General features: G+C 65.8%; 18 protein-coding genes and 1 riboswitch. Of the genes, 10 read left to right on the plus strand and 8 right to left on the minus strand.

Annotated elements, in window-relative coordinates:
- Window positions 1–128: 128 nt before the first annotated feature.
- The 4 genes from B0G57_RS09980 to B0G57_RS09995 all read left to right on the plus strand — a co-directional run bounded on the left by B0G57_RS09980 (window position 129) and on the right by B0G57_RS09995 (window position 5,848).
- Entirely contained in the window at window positions 129–1,346 is a 1,218-nt protein-coding gene (locus tag B0G57_RS09980; RefSeq protein WP_018442471.1) for an MFS transporter, read from the plus strand.
- A gap of 195 nt (window positions 1,347–1,541) precedes the next feature.
- Complete coding sequence (locus tag B0G57_RS09985) at window positions 1,542–3,542, plus strand: glycoside hydrolase family 28 protein (protein ID WP_018442472.1); 2,001 nt, start codon at window positions 1,542–1,544, stop codon at window positions 3,540–3,542.
- A 208-nt stretch (window positions 3,543–3,750) separates the two neighbouring features.
- On the plus strand, window positions 3,751–5,145 hold the full coding sequence (locus tag B0G57_RS09990) for a selenium-binding family protein (protein ID WP_018442473.1): 1,395 nt from the start codon (window positions 3,751–3,753) through the stop codon (window positions 5,143–5,145).
- 40 nt (window positions 5,146–5,185) lie between these two features.
- Window positions 5,186–5,848 carry a hypothetical protein gene (locus B0G57_RS09995; RefSeq protein ID WP_018442474.1) on the plus strand — a complete coding sequence of 221 codons (663 nt, stop codon included), beginning with the start codon at window positions 5,186–5,188 and terminating at the stop codon, window positions 5,846–5,848.
- Between the two features lie 14 nt (window positions 5,849–5,862).
- Here the strand turns inward: B0G57_RS09995 and B0G57_RS10000 are convergent, their stop codons facing one another.
- On the minus strand, window positions 5,863–6,387 hold the full coding sequence (locus B0G57_RS10000; RefSeq protein ID WP_026230003.1) for a plasmid fertility inhibition factor family protein: 525 nt from the start codon (window positions 6,385–6,387) through the stop codon (window positions 5,863–5,865).
- Window positions 6,388–6,556: 169 nt separating this feature from the next.
- On the opposite strand from B0G57_RS10000, the gene B0G57_RS10005 reads away from it, so the two are divergent.
- The 6 genes from B0G57_RS10005 (at window position 6,557) to B0G57_RS10030 (ending at window position 11,314) form a co-directional block, all read left to right on the plus strand.
- Window positions 6,557–7,387, plus strand: coding sequence for a crotonase/enoyl-CoA hydratase family protein (locus B0G57_RS10005; RefSeq protein ID WP_018442476.1), 831 nt, complete (start codon window positions 6,557–6,559; stop codon window positions 7,385–7,387).
- 181 nt (window positions 7,388–7,568) lie between these two features.
- On the plus strand, window positions 7,569–8,402 hold the full coding sequence (locus B0G57_RS10010; RefSeq protein ID WP_018442477.1) for an EAL domain-containing protein: 834 nt from the start codon (window positions 7,569–7,571) through the stop codon (window positions 8,400–8,402).
- Window positions 8,403–8,548: 146 nt separating this feature from the next.
- The gene (locus B0G57_RS10015; RefSeq protein ID WP_018442478.1) at window positions 8,549–9,739 is read left to right on the plus strand and encodes an acyl-CoA dehydrogenase; all 1,191 of its coding nucleotides are present in this window, start codon (window positions 8,549–8,551) and stop codon (window positions 9,737–9,739) included.
- Between the two features lie 229 nt (window positions 9,740–9,968).
- The gene (locus tag B0G57_RS10020) at window positions 9,969–10,271 is read left to right on the plus strand and encodes a DUF883 family protein (RefSeq protein WP_026230004.1); all 303 of its coding nucleotides are present in this window, start codon (window positions 9,969–9,971) and stop codon (window positions 10,269–10,271) included.
- 143 nt (window positions 10,272–10,414) lie between these two features.
- Window positions 10,415–10,807 (plus strand): phage holin family protein, encoded by a 393-nt coding sequence (locus B0G57_RS10025; RefSeq protein WP_026230005.1) that lies wholly within the window; start codon window positions 10,415–10,417, stop codon window positions 10,805–10,807.
- A 45-nt stretch (window positions 10,808–10,852) separates the two neighbouring features.
- Window positions 10,853–11,314, plus strand: coding sequence for a DUF3318 domain-containing protein (locus B0G57_RS10030; protein WP_020566406.1), 462 nt, complete (start codon window positions 10,853–10,855; stop codon window positions 11,312–11,314).
- 87 nt (window positions 11,315–11,401) lie between these two features.
- On the opposite strand, the gene B0G57_RS10035 is transcribed toward B0G57_RS10030, so the two are convergent.
- The 7 genes from B0G57_RS10035 to glyA form a co-directional block, all read right to left on the minus strand.
- Window positions 11,402–11,881, minus strand: a complete 480-nt coding sequence (locus tag B0G57_RS10035) for a type IV pilin protein (protein WP_018442482.1) — start codon at window positions 11,879–11,881, stop codon at window positions 11,402–11,404.
- Between the two features lie 2 nt (window positions 11,882–11,883).
- Window positions 11,884–12,441, minus strand: coding sequence for a pilus assembly protein (locus tag B0G57_RS31675; protein WP_020566407.1), 558 nt, complete (start codon window positions 12,439–12,441; stop codon window positions 11,884–11,886).
- A gap of 12 nt (window positions 12,442–12,453) precedes the next feature.
- On the minus strand, window positions 12,454–13,314 hold the full coding sequence (locus B0G57_RS10040; protein ID WP_018442484.1) for a PilW family protein: 861 nt from the start codon (window positions 13,312–13,314) through the stop codon (window positions 12,454–12,456).
- 7 nt (window positions 13,315–13,321) lie between these two features.
- Window positions 13,322–13,834, minus strand: a complete 513-nt coding sequence (locus B0G57_RS10045) for a hypothetical protein (RefSeq protein ID WP_018442485.1) — start codon at window positions 13,832–13,834, stop codon at window positions 13,322–13,324.
- Window positions 13,831–14,337: a GspH/FimT family pseudopilin gene (locus tag B0G57_RS10050; RefSeq protein WP_223258687.1), complete on the minus strand. Its 507-nt coding sequence runs from the start codon at window positions 14,335–14,337 to the stop codon at window positions 13,831–13,833. Before B0G57_RS10050 ends, B0G57_RS10045 begins: the two co-directional genes overlap by 4 nt.
- Window positions 14,338–14,580: 243 nt before the next feature.
- Complete coding sequence (nrdR, locus tag B0G57_RS10055) at window positions 14,581–15,060, minus strand: transcriptional regulator NrdR (RefSeq protein ID WP_018442487.1); 480 nt, start codon at window positions 15,058–15,060, stop codon at window positions 14,581–14,583.
- A gap of 6 nt (window positions 15,061–15,066) precedes the next feature.
- Window positions 15,067–16,314: a serine hydroxymethyltransferase gene (glyA, locus tag B0G57_RS10060; protein WP_018442488.1), complete on the minus strand. Its 1,248-nt coding sequence runs from the start codon at window positions 16,312–16,314 to the stop codon at window positions 15,067–15,069.
- A gap of 219 nt (window positions 16,315–16,533) precedes the next feature.
- Window positions 16,534–16,633, minus strand: a riboswitch (ZMP/ZTP riboswitch).
- Window positions 16,634–16,690 lie beyond the last annotated feature (57 nt).

Consider the following 16,690-nt stretch of genomic DNA (forward strand, 5'->3'; position numbering starts at 1 on the left):
GCCGCGCTCGCCATGCCCGAACGATGAAAAACCGGATTCGCGCTCGCCGCAGCGCAGCAAAAACCGGTTCCATGAGAAAATGGCCCCTTTGCCGCGCTGCCCCGGCGCCGCTCTGTTTCCGATACGCGATGTCCGCCCCCTCCGCCCCTGATTCTGTCCCTTCCGGCGCCGGCACGACCGGCCGCATCGTTGCCGTCGTCTTCTCGACATTCGTCTGCTACCTGATCATCGGCATTCCGATGCCGGTGCTGCCCGGCTTCGTCAACGGCGAGCTTGGGTTCGGTTCGGTCCTCGCGGGGGCGGCGATCAGCCTGCAGTACGCCGCGACCCTCCTCTCTCGCGCGCAAGCGGGCCGCAGCGCCGATACACGCGGTGCGAAGCGGACCGTTCTCACGGGCCTTGCGGCCTGCGGCGCGAGCGGCGTGCTGCTGCTCGCCTCGATCGCATTGGCGCGATGGCCGCACGTGAGTCTCGCGATTCTTGCGCTCTCGCGCCTCGTGCTCGGCTTCGGTGAAAGCTTCGTCGGCACGGGCGCGATTCTTTGGGGCATCGGGCGCGTCGGTCACGAGCACAACGCGCGCGTAATCTCATGGAATGGCATTGCCACCTATGCCGGAGTCGCGATCGGCGCGCCGGCTGGCGCAACGCTCGCGCATGCGTTCGGGCCATGGACGCTCGGCACCGTGACCATCGCGCTCGCGGGCATCGGCTACGCGCTTGCGCGCAAGGTCGCACCGGTGCCGCTCGTGCATGGAGAGCGCATGAGCTATGCGAGCGTCTTCGTGCGCGTCTTGCCGCACGGCATCGGGCTCGCGCTCGGCGCGGCAGGCTTCGGCGTCATCGCCACCTTCATCGCCCTCTACTTTGCGGCGCGCGGCTGGCCACACGCGGCGCTCGCGCTGACGCTGTTCGGGACACTCTTCATCGGCTCGCGGCTGCTCTTCGCCAATTCGATCAAAACCTATGGCGGCTTTCGCGTGGCGGTCGCGTCGCTTGTGGTCGAGTGCGTGGGCCTCGTGCTGCTTTGGCTCGCGCCGGCGCCTCATGCGGCGCTCGTGGGCGCCGGACTCACCGGCTTCGGCTTCGCGCTCGTGTTCCCCTCGCTCGGCGTCGAAGCCGTGGACCTCGTGCCCGCGGCGAGCCGCGGCGCGGCGCTCGCGGCCTATTCCGTGTTCTTCGATCTTTCGCTCGGGGTGATGGGCCCGCTGGCAGGCTACATTGCCGGCGAGTTCGGCTACGCATCAGTTTTCTTCGTCGCGGCGCTGGCCGCGGCCGCGGCGGCGGTGCTCTCGACGAGCCTCTACCTGCGCGCCTTGCGCGGGGACTCGGCAGCCGCAGCCCTTTGACGTCGATCCCGCCGTAAACTTCTGTCATACGACGTCTTACCAGAAACGTTCGGATCCCATTAAACACGGGTAAACGCCTAATCTCCGCTGACGGGCCACACGCTAGACTCTTTGCGCAGTGGTACGACGACGCATAAGAACCCACGGCGCAACGAGGACGTCCCCTTCCTGCGCCGACCATCGGAGGAGCATCAAATGGCCCAAAAAACCGGCAGCCGTCGTTCGGCTGCCCCTTCCTTCAAGCCCGGCGCCGTGACGCGCCGCCAATTCATCGGCATGACGAGCACGCTCGTGGGCGGCGCCATGCTTACCGGTCCGATCGGCGCGACGCGGGCATTCGCCGCCCAGAGCCCCGCGGCGGCGCGCGCGATGGACCTGATTTGGGGCGAACACGGCGCCGCGGCCCAGATCGCCGCTTCCGTCGCTCACGTCGCGCACTCACTCTTCCATCGGCGCGACTACGACGTCACCGCGTATGGCGCGCGCCCGTGCACGACAGTCGCGGCAACGTCGCCTTACACCAATACGGCGAAATCGCCCGTCAGCCCGGGCTCCGAGCTGACGAACGCACCGAATTCGTTCGATTCGCGGCCCGCGTTTCTCGCCGCGATCGATGCCTGCCACCGCGAAGGCGGCGGCCGCGTTGTCGTGCCGGCCGGGACCTGGTACTGCGCGGGACCGATCGTCCTGCAAAGCAACGTCCGGTTCCATCTGAGCGCCAACTGCACGATCTATTTCAGCCCCAATCCGGCGGACTATGCGAAGGACGGCCCCGTCTCGTGCGGCGCCAACGGCAATCTCTACTACAGCCGATGGCAGGCAAACGACTGCCTCAACTTTGGCTCGCCCGTCTACGCGCGTGACGCGATCAACATCGCGCTGACGGGCGAAGGACCGACGTCGATTCTGAACGGCCAGGCCATGACGCCGTTCGCGGGCAGCGGCAACAACAGCGTTTGCTGGTGGACCTACAAGGGATCGTCGGGCGCATATGGGGCCAGCGCGTCGGTGCCGAGCCAGGCCTTTGCAAACCCGAACAACGTCGATTTGCGCATCGTCGCGCCCAGCATCTCCGACGCCCTCTACGCATTGCTGACTTCGCCGACGACGCCGTGGCAGCAAGACCAGAACTACCTGCCGGCGCTTTCCGAGGCAGGCGTGCCCGTCGAGCGGCGCATCTTCGGCCTCGGCCACTATCTGCGCCCCTGCATGGTCGAGTTCATCAATTGCCAGAACGTGCTGATGGCCGACTATCAGACGCAGAACACGCCGTTCTGGCAACACCATCCGACGGCGAGCAAGAACGTCGTGTTCCGTGGCGTCACGACGAACAGCATCGGCCCGAACAACGACGGCTTCGATCCCGACGCATGCACGAACGTGCTCGTCGAGGACTGCACGTTCAATACGGGCGACGATTGCATCGCCATCAAGTCGGGCAAGGATCGCGACACGGAGTACGGCCCGGCGCGGCGCCACCTGATCCGCAACTGCACGATGAACAGCGGCCACGGCGGCATCACGCTCGGCAGCGAAATGGGAGGTGGCGTGGAGCAGATCTATGCGACGAATCTCCAGATGCTGAACCAGAACTGGCAGACGAATCCGCTCAACATCGCAATCCGCGTGAAAACGAACATGAATCGCGGCGGCTATGTGAAGGATTTCCACGTGAAGGGCGTCACGCTGCCGAACGGTGTCAACCTGAAGGGCGGCGGCTATGGCAGTGCGATGCTCGCCGGCAGCCCGGTCAACTCGACGGTGCCGCTCGGCGTGCTGACGGCGGCGGCGGGCAACCCGTCGGCCTCCCAAGGAGGCATCGTCACGTTCGATTGCGACTATCAGCCCGCGAACGATGCCGTGCGCACGCGCCCGCCCCTCGTGCAGAACGTCACGATCACGGACCTCAAGGCGAGCAATGTGACGTTGAACGGCGTGACGGCATCCTGTTTTCAGGCGATCGTCGCGCAGGGTCCGGTCGCATTCGACTACAACGGCGCGCCGCCGACACCCACGGTCCAGCCCATCTCGGGCGTCACGATCAGCGATTGCGATTTCGGTACGCCTGTCGCATCGGGCACGCCGACGTCGACTTCGCCAGGACCGATCTATGCATTCAACGTCAATGCGATGACGCTGTCGAATACCGTCATTGCCGGCACGACCTACAACACGACGATCACCGATCTTCGCTGAGAATCGTCCAAGTGCCGACGGTCGCCGCGCGATGCATCGAACGCGGCGACCGTACCCGATGCACGACTCATTCGCCGCTCATGCATCGGCCACGCATAGGTATGCATAACCGCTAGACGTTATGACCTAATTCCGTTCTCTTCCTTGCGTTACCGCCTCCGAGGGACCTACGATTAACGACTCAGACGGCTCCTCAAGGAGGAGACTCATGTCGTCCTGGACACCCGATCCCACGTTTTATCCGTCCGCTCGCCTCGCCGCGGATGCCCCCAAGGAAAAGATCGCCTACGTCGCCAGCTTCGACCCGACGCGCAAGCAGCCCGACGAGCTGGCCGTGGTCGACGTCGATCCCGGCTCCCAGTATTACGGCAGCATCGTCAGCCGTGTGCCGATGCCGAATGTCGGCGACGAGCTTCACCATTTCGGCTGGAACGCCTGCAGCTCGTGCCTTTGCCCGAACGCCCCGCATCCGCATACCGAGCGTCGTTATCTCGTCGTGCCGGGCCTGCGCTCATCGCGCATCCATATCCTCGATACGAAGCCGGACCCGCGCAACCCGGCCATCGTCCGCGTCATCGAGCCGGCGGAGCTTGCCAGAAAGAGCGGCTACACCCGCCCACACACCGTCCACTGCGGGCCGCAGGGCATCTATGTCACGGCGCTCGCGAACGCCGAGGGGGAAGCGCCCGGCGGCGTGTTCCTGATGGATCACGAAAGCTTTGACATTCGCGGCCGCTGGGAAATCGAGCGCGGACCGCAGGAGCTCGCGTACGACGCCTGGTGGCACCTCGGCTTCGATACGCTCGTCTCGAGCGAATGGGGGCTGCCCGCGACGTTCGAAAACGGTCTCGTGCCCGAAGTGCTGCTCGGCGGCAAGTACGGGCACCGGCTCCATTTCTGGGACTTGAACACGCGAAAACATCGGCAAGTGCTCGATTTCGGCGCGGAGAATCAGCTCGTCTTCGAGCTGCGGCCCGCACACGACCCGACCAAGGCCTACGGATTCGTCAACTCCGTCATCAGCCTCAAGGATCTGTCGGCATCGATCTGGACCTGGTATCGCGAGGGCGACAAGTGGGCCGCTCGCAAGATCATCGAGATTCCGGCCGAGCCCGCCGACCCGGCTCTCTTGCCGCCGATGTTGAAGGGCTTCGGCGCGGTACCGCCGCTCGTCACCGATATCGCCCTCTCGCTCGACGATCGCCATCTTTACGTCGCATGCTGGGGCACGGGCGACATGCGCCGCTACGACGTCTCGGACCCGCAGCGGCCCGAGCTCGTCGGCAGCGTGCGCATCGGCGGCATCGCCGCGCGCGCGACGCATCCGCGCGCCGACGGCCGGCCGCTCAACGGCGGTCCGCAGATGGTGGAAGTCAGCCGCGACGGCCATCGCGTCTACTTCACGAATTCGCTCTACGGCGCGATCGACGAGCAGTTTTATCCCGACGGCATCGAAGGATGGATGGTGAAACTCGATGCGGCGCCCAGCGGCGGACTCGAGTTCGACAACGATTTCTATCTGGCCTGGCCCCGCACGCATCGTCCGCATCAGATCCGCCTTGAAGGCGGCGACGCGTCGTCCGATTCGTATTGCTATCCGTGAAGCACCGGCGAATCCGGCATCGCGCGCACCGAGTCATGCCATGAGCCTGCCGCCCGAGATCGCACCCGTCGCGACGAGCTGGGCCGCGGTCGTCGGCAGCGGCATTTTTCATGGCGTCAATCCGGCGATGGGTTGGCTTTTCGCGACCGCGCTGGGCCTCCAGCGCGGCAGCCGCGCGGCGCTCTTCGCCGCCCTGCCGCCGCTCGCGCTCGGGCACGCGGCATCGGTCTTCGTCGTGACTTCGTCCGCGCTCGCCTTCGAAACCCTATCGAAGGTGGCCCATCTCTCGATGGCGCTCGGCGCGCTGCTGATCGCCTGGGGCGTCTATCACTACGTCTACGGCCATCGGCATCGCGTGCCGGTCGGCATGACGGCGGGCTTCGCTGGCCTTGCCCTTTGGTCCGCGGCGACCGCCACGCTGCACGGCGCCGGCCTCATGCTGGTTCCGGCGCTGATGCCGCTTTGCATCGGGAGCGGATCGGCCGCGCTGACCGGAACGGTCGGTCCGCTCGGCGCAATGGGACCGCTGCTCGCGGTGACGCTGATCCACACGGCCGTCGCGTCGGCGACGAGCGCGGCCATCGCGTACGCTGCCTATGAGTACGTCGGACTCGGCATCCTCCGGCGCGGCTGGATCAATTTCGACTGGCTCTGGTCCGGCGCGCTCGTCGCGGCCGGTACATTGCTCGTCGGATTCGGCTGAGGCGGGACGGCGGCTCAGGACGCATTGCCGTGCCCGGCCTGTTCGGGCGACGCTCCGCACATCGCCTTCAGCAGCGCCGCCTCGCGCTCGTGGACTTCGACCGGGAAGGCCTCGGCGCCCGCATAGGCAAGATAGCGCGCACGGTGCTGACCATTGCGGAACGTCACGACGCCCTCGTGCTCGATTCGAAGCCAGCCGAGCAGACCGGGGGCGCGACGCGAAACGATCGTAACGTATGGCATCGTCGGTATCCGCTCGCTTTGCGGATCGAGGAATTCGCGGATGCCCCGCTTCTTCCCGGCGTGCCAATCGCCGACGGGCGGCAGCACGTAGTCGGTATCGTCGCGATCGGCGCATTGCAGCAGCTTGGCCGCATCGACGAGAACGACGCAATGGCGCGTGTCGTCTTCGTCGCCGAACACGCGTTTCAGACGGACGTAATCGTAGTCGCGATGTTCGCGCAGGGGAACGATCCATACCGGCTCGGCGCCGGCCGCGGACGCCTGAGCGACCGCAGAGGGAAACGTAGACGTGGTCATGGCGAGTTTTTTATCGTAAGAGCCGCGCACCAAGCGCCGCGCGACCGGCGACCCACCGGGCTCGAGGCGCAAGCGAAGCGCGACAGCGTGCCGAGCCATCATGACACGATCGTGACATGCTTGTCCTCGACGACAAGCGAGTGCGCCGGGACAAATCAAGGAGACTCCCGTGAATGCCGAGCAATCCCAGCATGTCGAACCATTCGGCGAGCACGTCCGCATCGAGCCTGACGGCCCTATTGCAACTATCGTGCTCGATCGACGACATTGCCGCAATGCCGTCGACGGGCCGACGGCCACGGCGCTCGCCGCCGCCTTCGAACGCTTCGAGAGCGAGCCGGCCTGGCGCGTGGCCGTTCTTTTCGGCGCGGGCGGTACTTTTTGCGCGGGTGCCGACTTGGGCGCGATGCATGACGAAGCGCGCCGCAATGCCGTGCGAGCCGACGGCGGCGGCCCCGGGCCGATGGGCCCGACTCGGATGATGTTCACGAAGCCCGCGATTGCCGCGATCGCGGGTTTTGCCGTGGCGGGCGGGCTCGAGCTCGCGGCGCTCTGCGATTTGCGCGTCGTCGAGGATGACGCCGTCCTTGGCGTGTTTTGCCGCCGCTTCGGCGTGCCGCTCATCGACGGCGGCACGATTCGCCTGCCGCGGCTTATCGGCTTGTCGCGCGCCCTCGATCTGATCTTGACGGGGCGCGCCGTCGATGCCAACGAAGCGCTCGCCATCGGCCTCGCCAACCGTGTGGTGCCGCGCGGCGCCTCGCGCCAGGCGGCGCAAGCACTGGCGGCGCAGCTTGCCGCGTTTCCGCAGCAAGCGCTACTGGCCGATCGTCGCTCGGCATGGGAAAACAGCGCGCTCGACGACCTCGCCGAAGCGCTGCGCCGCGAAGGCGCGGGCGGTTACCGGGCGCTCCTCGAGGAAGGGCTTGCGGGCGCCGCGCGCTTCGCCACCGGCGCGGGACGTCACGGCGTGGCGACCGATGGCGGGAAGCCTCAATGAAGCGATAACGAAGAAGACTCAATGAAGCCGGGAGGCCGGGCCGGGACGCTCCCGGCGGTCGGCAAAGCACCCCAACGTAAACCCTGATAGGGCGCGGCAGCCAATATCGATATAAGTATCGGGTCGAAGCCGACAACGCCCAGGCTGCTACCATCACTCTATGCAGCCATCCGACCCCTCCATGATCCCGCCGACGATTCCTTCGCTGCTCGAGCACGCCACCGCCCACCCTTTCCTGCACGAGCACCTGGCACTCGATGCGGGCGCTCCATCGGCCCTCGCGCACGCGCACTTCCACGGCATGCGGATTGAAAGCGGCTATCAGCCGATCTTCGATGTCAGCATGAGCGGCATTCAGACGCTATGGTCCGCGCCCGAAAGCGCCGACCGCTTCGGCGATGAGCTCGGGTTCCAGGCGCTCACGCTCTCCCCGGGCGGCATGCCGTTCGATCGGTTCGAATCGATCGCGGACAGCCAGGAACTCGTTGCGCTGGACCGTCTCGCGCGTACGTTGCACGCGATCAACTTCTTCGGCGCGCAGCAACACGGCCTGTTGTTCCTGCGCGTGCACGAGCGTCTGCTGAAGAGCGTGAAGTATGACCATGGCCAGCATTTTTCGTCGGTGCTGATTTCGCTCGGCCTCAATCCATCGCGCATCGTGATCGAGTTGCCGAGCGCAGCCGTCGCGCACCGGACGTTCGCCGGCTATCTGGCGAAGAGCTATCAGCGCCATGGCTTCAAGGTGGCGGGCAACTTGCCGAACGCGGGTCACATCATGACGGTGTCGGACATGGCGCGGCTCGATTTCCTGAAGATCGACGGCGCCGCCGTGTTGAGGGATTCGATGGCCAAGCCGCTCATCGCCTATGCGAACCGCCTTCACATTCCGCTGATCTTCGACCGTGTGGCGACCGAGGCGCAGTTCGACTCGCTGCAGCAGTTCGGCGCGCGTTTCGTGCAAGGACCGCTGTTCGAGCCGCACGGCCCGGCCATGCCCCGCGACCGCGTCGACTAGCCGGCACCGGGCGTGCCGCAGCGGTGCATTCGTTCAAGCGCGCGCCGACCGGGCGAGCCGCGACTGCTACACTCGGACATTGCCCATCCATACGAGCGCGATCCAGCGTCGCATCGCCAGGCGCGCACGCGAATCAGGAGGAAACGATGGCCGACGTCGCCCGGTTTCATTGGGACGATCCGCTGCTCCTCAACGAGCAGCTGACCGAAGAGGAACGCATGGTGCGCGATGCCGCGCATGCTTATGCCAACGACAAACTGCAGCCGCGCGTGACCGAAGCGTTCCGCCACGAGCGCACCGACCCGGCGATTTTCCGGGAGATGGGCGAGCTCGGGCTGCTGGGTCCGACGATCCCGGCGGAATATGGCGGAGCGGGCCTGAACTATGTCAGCTATGGCCTGATCGCGCGCGAAGTCGAGCGAGTCGATTCCGGCTATCGATCGATGATGTCGGTGCAGTCGTCGCTCGTCATGGTGCCGATCTTCGAGTTCGGCTCCGAGGCCCAAAAGCGCAAGTACCTGCCCAAGCTCGCGACAGGTGAATGGATCGGCTGCTTCGGCCTCACGGAACCGAATCACGGCTCCGATCCGGGCAGCATGGTGACACGCGCGCGCAAGGTCGAAGGGGGCTATGCGCTTTCGGGCGCGAAGATGTGGATCACGAACTCGCCCATCGCCGACGTCTTCGTCGTGTGGGCGAAGGCGGAAGAGAACGGCGAAGACACGATTCGCGGCTTCATTCTCGAAAAGGGATGCAAAGGCCTCAGCGCGCCGGCTATCCACGGCAAGATCGGTCTGCGGGCGTCGATCACGGGCGAGATCGTCCTCGACGACGTCTTCGTTCCGCAAGAGAACATGCTGCCGAACGTGAGCGGACTGAGGGGCCCGTTCACCTGCCTGAATTCGGCGCGCTACGGAATCGCCTGGGGTGCGCTCGGCGCGGCGGAATCGTGCTGGCATACGGCGCGTCAATACGTGCTCGACCGCAAGCAATTCGGCCGCCCGCTCGCCGCGAACCAGTTGATCCAGAAAAAGCTGGCCGACATGCAGACCGAAATCACGCTCGGCCTGCAAGGCGTGCTGCGGCTCGGGCGCATGAAGGACGAAGGCACCGCCGCGACCGACATCACGTCGATCATGAAGCGCAACTCCTGCGGCAAGGCGCTCGATATCGCGCGTCTCGCCCGCGACATGCTCGGCGGCAACGGCATTTCCGATGAATTCGGCGTCGCCAGGCATCTCGTCAACCTCGAAGTCGTCAATACCTACGAAGGTACCCACGACATTCACGCGCTGATTCTCGGGCGGGCGCAAACAGGCATTCAAGCGTTCTTCTGAGCCCCGCCACCCGTGGGGTTTGTACGGACATTGTAATTTCGCCCGAGGCAAGCGAGCGTTCGCCGCCCTCCGAAGTTTGCGGCGCCTGACGGGGCATGGCCGACATGCGCCGCGCCGGCAAGCTCAGGAACGGTTTCTGCATCCGCCATCAATGTCGGCTATGGCGGATGCTCGCCGGCTGTCCTATCTTTGGTAGCATGCTCGCGTGGACGAAAACTAGGGGGCTCTAATGTCAGAAGTCAACAAGGAGAGATTAATGTCCGATATCAGAAACGTCCTCGCCGATGCCGAGGATCTCTTGAAGCAGGCCGCGAGCGCCACCGGCGAACGGGCGTCCGAGTTGCGCGAAACGGCGCTGAGCCGGCTCAAACAGGCCAGGGAGAAAGCGGCCGACGTGCAGGTCGTCGTGGTCGAGAAAGGGAAAAAGGCGGTCCGCGCGACAGACGACTACGTCCACGAACACCCCTGGGCAGCGGTCGGCATCGCCGCGGGTATCGGCGTGTTCGTCGGGCTTTTGATCAATCGCAAGTAAATCGTGCTTGCGAAAGCTGCGAGGCGGGGCTCGCCCGGCTTCGCTCCCGCGTCGCGCGCGCCCGATCGTCCCGCGGACGGCCGCCGGGCCGGCCGGGCGGCCATCGGCACTCGCTGACCGTCAAGCGCTGATCCCCTACCCCCATGCCAAACGACAATCCATCGACGCATGCTTCTCATGAGCATGGGCCATTGCGCCGCATGCTGAGTTCCATCGTCTCGCTGATGCACACGAGACTGGAGCTGATCGGGATCGAGCTCGCCGAGGAGCGCGACAAGCTCATCGCCGTCCTCTTTCTCGGACTGGCCGCAGCCATTTTCGCCATGATGGCGTTGATCAGTCTGACCGCGCTGATCGCGGTCGCGTTCTGGGATACCTATCGCTTGCAGGTGCTGGGCGCCATCACGGTCGTGTACGGGATCGGCGCGCTCATCTGCGCGCTCAAGGTGCGCAGTGGACTGCATGGCGCGACGATCGTGTTCCAGACCACGCTGAACGAATTCGAGAAGGACCGCGATATGTTTCGCGAGCCCTGACGCGGGCGAACCCGCTGCCCCTGCCGAAACCACCACGCGCACGCCATGAGCCAAATCACCTCGCCCAATGCGGAACACCGCCGGCACTCGCCGGTTCGGGATTCGAGCACGCCGCAATTGCGGACCGTGCGCAAGGAGTTGCTGCTCTTGCGCTCTGAGGTGGAACGCAGCGAATTCGTCCGCGCTCGCGCCGAGTTGCACGCGAAGTTCGAGCGCTTCGGCTGGCTCAAGCTGCTGTTGCCGCGTTTCACGAGCACCAAAACGAAAGCGCCGGGCAAAGGTTTCAGTGCCACGCTCAGTGACCTGGTGAGCCATCCGCTCGTTGGAACGCTCGTCTCGATGCTCGTAGCCAAGCCGCTTCGGTCGAAACTCTCCGCGGGCACGAAGCCGTTGCTCAAGTGGGGAGCGCTCGGCGCGGCGGCATGGACCGGGTATCGGATGCTCAGCCGGACCATCCGGCAAAGGGCCGACAAAGCTGAAGCCGAAGGCGAACAAGCCAGTAGTTGACCGACAGCGGCTCATCGATCTAGCTCGTCGTCTCGGGCCCACGGTCTTGGCTTCGTTCAGCAACGGGCTCCAACGTTGGCAGCCGGGCTACCTCGCCGACCAACAATCGGCATCGCGCGGCGCCTGCATCGCCGTCGTGCGGTTCGACCGCCTGCCCGTCGAGTCGAGCACGAAAACACCGCACGCGTCGTCGCCCATGGGTCCGGATGGGACGGGCTCCGCCTCGATGACATAGCCGCCGCTCAAGAGGCCGCCACCGGGCAGCACGTGCAAGCGATAGACGGCGCGCCCCTGCGAGGGTGATCGATCAAGACCAGCCGGCAGCGATTCCTCTCTTTTGCCGGCGCGGCGCCCGCCATTCGCTTCGAGAAACTGCGCGGCCTGGTAGATCGACGTCACGACGGCTATCCGGTGCCCGCGAGCGGTATGGCGGACGTAAGTGGGCACGGCATAGGCCGCCATCAGCGCCACGATTGCGAGCGCGACGACGAGTTCCAGCAACGAAAACGCTGACGTGCGCCGCCTCGCGACGGCTGGGCCCGCAGCAAGCTCTGCACGTGCGCACACGATCAGGGCCTCTCGACGATTCGCCGCCAGCGCCGCTCCTCGGTACCGCGCTCGCGCACGACGATGAGCTGCAACCACGCCTCGGCGATCGGGTCGGCGCCGAATCCTCTGGCCGTCACCCAGTGCGCCCGCGCCTGCGGCCGTCGCGGCACCTGCCCGCTTTCGATCACGCATTGCGGCGGCCGCGCGGAACCTGGCCATTGCGACACCGGCGCGAATGCGGCGGAGCTCTCGAATACGCCGCTTTGCCGCCACCTCACGGGTTCGCCCGCGACGTGCGGCAACACCGGCGCCAAGCCGGCGTCGAGCGCTCGCAAGCATAGCGAGAGCGCGGCGTCCGCGGCATTGGCCGCGCGCAGGTGATCCTCGAAGTTGGCGGCGCGCCGCACGGCGGCTATCGAGGCGTTGAACGACGCAACCGACAACGCGAGCATCGCGGAAGCCAGCAACAGCACGGCGGGCAGCGCCGCACCACGATATTCGCGCCGCCTTGCGCGGGGACGCGGTGGCGAGCGGCGATCTTTCCGCAAGCATCCAGCCTTGGATGTCCTCTCGATCATGGCGGTCCTCCGTCAACGTTCGTTGTTGCGGACGGCGACGCGTCGTGAGAACACCGCCCGTGCGCGCCGGTCGCGAGTCGGCACCGAAAGGCCTTCGCAGTCGATGTAGTCACGCCGCGCCACCGTTCGCGCGCCTCGGACTACCACGCATAGGTCGACGGCAACGACGTCGGGCCATTGATGCGCGGCGATCGACCAGGCCCTCACCGACGCACTCGCGCCGCGCAACCAGTAGCGCATGCTCAAGCGTTCGATGCCGGCCACGACCGGCTGTTTGCCGGTGTGAGCGCGAAGCGTGACGACAGCCGACGGTCGCCCGCCTCCGTTGCCGCGACAGTAAAGCTGCGGCTCCCCGCGATCGTCCCGGCTCGCGTAGAACGTATTGACGACGAAAGCCTGCGCGCGGGCCGCACCGATACCGTGCCCCAGACAGTCGGTTGCCCGCGATGTCGCGGTTTTCCAGGTCGAGACACCATCATCGATATACCTGACGACGATCGAGTCCGATACGCCCCGAAGCCGGTCGCAACCGATCGGACCTGCGTCGGCCGATGGAACGCCGGAATCGCAGCCAAAAACGCCGAGCAGCGGACCGCGAGAATGACCGTGATCGTCGGTGCCACCGTCGCTCGAAGCGAGGGGCGCGAAGCCGGCCATTTCGATCTGTTGGCCCAGCAGGACCAGGGCGGTCATTCCCGCGTCGCGCATCGAGGCCATGTCCTCCGCCAGCATCGAGGCTTCGCGTTGCGTCCGATAAAGCAACGCCGCGACGCCGACGAGGAGTGTCCCGAGCGCCGTCGCGATCAACAGTTCGAGAAGCGCATGGCCGCAACGGCGCGTAGGCGAAGCGCTGCACGTTCGCAATCTGCGCATGTCAGGTCTACCTGACGAACGGAATGGCAGAACAAGCCGCGCTCGGTCGCCCACGTCCGCTTCCGTTCGCGCAATCGATTCGAGCCGATGGCGCCCGGCTCGAAGGCGAATCGAGCGGTTCCGCCCATTCCACGACCGCGAGCGCTATGCCGGGCGCGTGATCGACGATCGAAACCTGCGCTTGCGGCAAAGCGGACGCGGCCACCGCCTGCCAATGCGGCAATGCATGCGAGCCGGACGGCGGATCGCGCATCGCAGCAGCGATCGACGCAGCAATCATCGTCGCCTCTTCGCGCCGGGCCGCCGCCCGCTCCGCTTGACCGACGCGCAATTGGCTCGCCACCGCGCCCGCGATGGTGATCGCGGCAAGCGCGAGCGCAACGAGCACTTCGAGCAACGATCCGCCTTCTTCCTGGGCGCGCCGGGAAGCGTGCCCGTGCCGATGCACCTTGGGGAAATCGCCGGGGAGGACCGGAACAAACTCGCTGAATCGGCGGGCTGGCAACGCGCGATTGCTCATGCGCTCTCCTTGCAAGCACCGTCGGCCACCCGGGCCCGCCCTCCGGCCGCAATGACAACGCAGCGGCGCGGATCGCGGCCGCCCGCAACCGGGGCGACGCTCGCAGGCGCGATCTCGAAACTGCGAAAGCCACCGATGACCTGGCCAGCCGGCGGCGTGAATCGTATGTCCGCCGCGCCGCCTCGGATGACGATGGCATCGGCCGGCAACTGTCTGCGCGCCGGAATCGGACCGGCAGGACCATTGGCGACGACCGCCCACCCTGCCGACCAATCGACCGCCACTGCTTCATGAATGCCCGGCGCGGCGATGCATCGGCTTCCGGAGTCGACGAGACAGACGGCGACGGGCAGGCCGCGACGTACGGATTCGCTTCTCGCGTAAGCGAGGCTCGACAGCAGCGCTTGCACTCCCGCATCGACACGGTCTCGCACGCGCCACGCAACGAACGACGGCGCCGCCATCGTCGTCAGAACCGCAACGATCCCGCCCGCGACGGCCAATTCAAATAGCGTGAAGCCGGCGCATCGCCTGGCGTATCGGCCTTGCGCAATTCGGTGCCTCGATGTCGACCGCATAACGATCCCCCCGTGATTCGATGCGAGCACTCTAACGGGCGCGAGAAGCGTCCGCCATTGGCCGTTCGGCCGAATGGCGGGCACGCGAGACGGTCGCGACAATGCCGCGTCAGATCGACGATCGACTGCTATCGGTACGGAGGGAAGGCATTGAGACGATGCGGAAACTCAGCGCTTGCGCGGAGGCTTGGCAGGAGCGGCGCGGCGAAACTCCTCGATCACGTCCTCGAATTCGGACACGTCTTCGAAGCGCCGGTAGACAGAAGCGAAGCGGACATAAGCGATCGTGTCGAGCTGGCGCAATTCCTCCATCACGAGCTCGCCAAGCCGCTCGCTGCGCACTTCGCGCTCTCCGCTTCCGAGCAATTGATATTCGACGCGGGCCACCGCCGCATCGATCGCCTCGGCAGCCACCGGGCGCTTTCTGAGCGCCAGCTGCATGCTTGCGGCGATCTTGCGGCGGTCGAACTCAGTGCGGCTGCCATCCTTTTTCACGACCGCCGGCAACATGAGCTCGACCCGCTCGTACGTCGTAAAGCGCTTGTCGCATGCCGGGCAACGCCGCCGGCGGCGAATGGCCGCGCCGTCCTCGGCCACGCGCGAATCGACGACGTGCGTGTCTTCGTGCCGGCAGAAAGGGCAGCGCATCGCGGCTCAGCGATAGACGGGAAAACGCTTGGTCAACTCGGCGACTTGAGCGCGCACGCGCTCGATCGTCGCTGCGTCTTCCGGGCTTTCAAGCACATCGGCGATCAGGTTGCCCACCTCGGCGGCCTCGTTCGTGCCGAATCCGCGCGTCGTCATCGCCGGCGAGCCGAGGCGAATGCCGCTCGTCACGAACGGCTTTTCCGGATCGTTCGGAATCGCGTTCTTGTTGACCGTGATGTGAGCCGCGCCGAGAGCCGCCTCTGCCGCCTTGCCTGTGATTCGCTTCGCGCGCAGATCGACGAGCATCACATGGCTTTCGGTGCGCCCCGAAACAATCCGCAAGCCGCGCTTCACGAGCGTTTCCGCGAGCACGCGCGCATTTTCGACCACCTGCTGCTGGTAGGCCTTGAATTCGGGCGACATCGCCTCTTTGAAGGCAACAGCCTTTGCCGCGATCACGTGCATGAGGGGACCGCCCTGAATGCCCGGGAAAATCGCCGAGTTGATCGCCTTTTCGTACTCGCCCTTCATCAGGATCACGCCGCCGCGCGGGCCACGCAGGCTCTTGTGCGTCGTCGTGGTGACGAAGTCCGCGTGCGGGACGGGATTCGGATAGACGCCCGCCGCGATGAGCCCGGCGTAGTGCGCCATGTCGACCATCAAATAGGCGCCGACGGATTTCGCGATCGCGGCGAGACGCTCGAAGTCGATGCGCAGCGAAAACGCCGAGGCGCCCGCGATGATGAGCTTCGGCTTTTGCTCGTCGGCAAGCTTCGCGGCGGCTTCGTAGTCGATGTCCTCAGCCTCGTTGAGACCGTAGCTGACGACGTTGAACCACTTGCCCGACATGTTGACGGGCGAGCCGTGCGTCAGGTGCCCGCCGTGCGCGAGGCTCATGCCCATGATCGTGTCGCCGGGCTTGAGCATCGCAAAGAACACGCCCTGATTGGCCTGCGATCCGGAGTTCGGCTGCACGTTCGCCGCCTCGGCCCCGAAGATCGCCTTCACGCGGTCGATGGCGAGCTGTTCCACCACGTCCACATATTCGCAGCCGCCGTAATAGCGCTTGCCGGGATAGCCTTCGGCGTACTTGTTCGTCAGCTGCGAACCCTGCGCGGCCATGACGGCCGGGCTCGTGTAGTTTTCCGAGGCGATCAGTTCGATGTGGTCTTCCTGACGCCGGTTTTCCTGTTCGATCGCTTGCCAGACTTCGGGATCGATGGCGGCGATGGTGCTTTGGGCTCTGTCAAACATACGGATTCCGTTAAGGGTTTACAGGTTGGCCGGATCGCGCGCGGAAATTGCGGCGCCGTCGTTCGCTGTCGGCCGGGGCCAGGCTTTCGAGGCCTGCTCCGGGCGCATGCACGGCTGCGCCCATTGCGCTGCCGCGACGGCGGTGCCAGTCCTGGCATGGCGGAAGGTCCATTACCCGGGCGAGGCAACCGCCGGCGGCGCGAACGATCGCGCGCGACACTCGGCTGCCCAGGCGAACGGCAAAACGGCACCTTGCGCTTCACGGTGGGTCGCTCCACCTTGACCCCGAAGGGTGTTATCGCCAGTCACGCAAGGGTTGAGCACGTTAGTTTATTGGAACCGCAGTCAATAGGCAATTCAGCCGCGCGCGGCCCGG

Source organism: Trinickia symbiotica (assembly GCF_002934455.1).
GTDB classification, from domain to species: domain Bacteria; phylum Pseudomonadota; class Gammaproteobacteria; order Burkholderiales; family Burkholderiaceae; genus Trinickia; species Trinickia symbiotica.

What these genes read in the sequence shown, in the direction of transcription:
- B0G57_RS09980 (WP_018442471.1), top strand. Translation starts at nt 129, where the DNA reads ATGTCCGCCCCCTCCGCCCCTGATTCTGTCCCTTCCGGCGCCGGCACG.
- B0G57_RS09985 (WP_018442472.1), top strand. Translation starts at nt 1,542, where the DNA reads ATGGCCCAAAAAACCGGCAGCCGTCGTTCGGCTGCCCCTTCCTTCAAG.
- B0G57_RS09990 (WP_018442473.1), top strand. Translation starts at nt 3,751, where the DNA reads ATGTCGTCCTGGACACCCGATCCCACGTTTTATCCGTCCGCTCGCCTC.
- B0G57_RS09995 (WP_018442474.1), top strand. Translation starts at nt 5,186, where the DNA reads ATGAGCCTGCCGCCCGAGATCGCACCCGTCGCGACGAGCTGGGCCGCG.
- B0G57_RS10000 (WP_026230003.1), bottom strand. Translation starts at nt 6,387, where the DNA reads ATGACCACGTCTACGTTTCCCTCTGCGGTCGCTCAGGCGTCCGCGGCC.
- B0G57_RS10010 (WP_018442477.1), top strand. Translation starts at nt 7,569, where the DNA reads ATGATCCCGCCGACGATTCCTTCGCTGCTCGAGCACGCCACCGCCCAC.
- B0G57_RS10015 (WP_018442478.1), top strand. Translation starts at nt 8,549, where the DNA reads ATGGCCGACGTCGCCCGGTTTCATTGGGACGATCCGCTGCTCCTCAAC.
- B0G57_RS10020 (WP_026230004.1), top strand. Translation starts at nt 9,969, where the DNA reads ATGTCAGAAGTCAACAAGGAGAGATTAATGTCCGATATCAGAAACGTC.
- B0G57_RS10025 (WP_026230005.1), top strand. Translation starts at nt 10,415, where the DNA reads ATGCCAAACGACAATCCATCGACGCATGCTTCTCATGAGCATGGGCCA.
- B0G57_RS10030 (WP_020566406.1), top strand. Translation starts at nt 10,853, where the DNA reads ATGAGCCAAATCACCTCGCCCAATGCGGAACACCGCCGGCACTCGCCG.
- B0G57_RS31675 (WP_020566407.1), bottom strand. Translation starts at nt 12,441, where the DNA reads ATGATCGAGAGGACATCCAAGGCTGGATGCTTGCGGAAAGATCGCCGC.
- B0G57_RS10040 (WP_018442484.1), bottom strand. Translation starts at nt 13,314, where the DNA reads ATGCGCAGATTGCGAACGTGCAGCGCTTCGCCTACGCGCCGTTGCGGC.
- B0G57_RS10045 (WP_018442485.1), bottom strand. Translation starts at nt 13,834, where the DNA reads ATGAGCAATCGCGCGTTGCCAGCCCGCCGATTCAGCGAGTTTGTTCCG.
- nrdR (WP_018442487.1), bottom strand. Translation starts at nt 15,060, where the DNA reads ATGCGCTGCCCTTTCTGCCGGCACGAAGACACGCACGTCGTCGATTCG.
- glyA (WP_018442488.1), bottom strand. Translation starts at nt 16,314, where the DNA reads ATGTTTGACAGAGCCCAAAGCACCATCGCCGCCATCGATCCCGAAGTC.